We start from the raw sequence: 824 nt of genomic DNA on the forward strand, positions 1-824 counted from the left end.
CCAATCGCTTTTGCAATTGGTGCTGCATTTCAAGTTATAGCATCTTTCCTAAACTCTCTATTCGTTGGGCATTTTGGGATGCGACGTATCGCCCACAGTATGCTTTTGTTATTTTGTATTGTTTCATGTATTTTTTTTGTTAGCTCAATCTTAACAGGCGGTATTATCTCTTTCCCTTTTTATATGTTGTTATACTGTATACTGATGTTTACCTGGGGTGGTATTATGGCTAATTTTAATACACTTGCTCTCGAATCTGTCGGGAAATTTGCCGGAACAGCCTCTTCTGTATCTGGTTTTCTTCAAACATCCATAGGTACAGGCCTTAGCTTTCTCATTGCACAACAATTTAATGAAACAACCATTCCCAATTCGGCAGGTTTTTTCTTTCTTAGCCTCACTGCTATATTCCTCGTCTTATGGGCTGAACGTGGACATTTTTTTGACAACATAATACTGAATAAGCGTCACTGTAAAAAAGGTTAATATCCTTTAAAAGCACTACAGAAAGACCAAACTAGATAGCATTCTTTTTCTCGCTTGTCTAAAGCTAGATTTTTTACACCTAACTCTCTAAGTCTGGGGATTATTTAAACATAAATCAAGCATCCCAGAAAGAAAAACCTTCTTTATCGAATCACCAGAAGGTACAACTAAAATGTTTATAACTTTATTGAAGAAGCCTTCGATAAAGTGGCGTTCTTCATAAAGGTATTCACCATCATTATGTTGATATTCCTGTTTGAGCTACAACAAAGAAAGACAGAAATATTGTTTTGCTTCCTTCCCTCTTCAACAAGCTGAAATACTTAAATCATATCATT

The 824-nt window shown here is 35.7% G+C and carries 1 pseudogene; it reads left to right on the forward strand.

The features are described 5' to 3' along the window. Positions 1–486: pseudogene (locus tag ACFIK8_RS10775) on the forward strand (Bcr/CflA family drug resistance efflux transporter); the annotation flags it as partial. Positions 487–824 lie beyond the last annotated feature (338 nt).

It is taken from the genome of Bartonella sp. MR168JLCBS, from assembly GCF_042194175.1.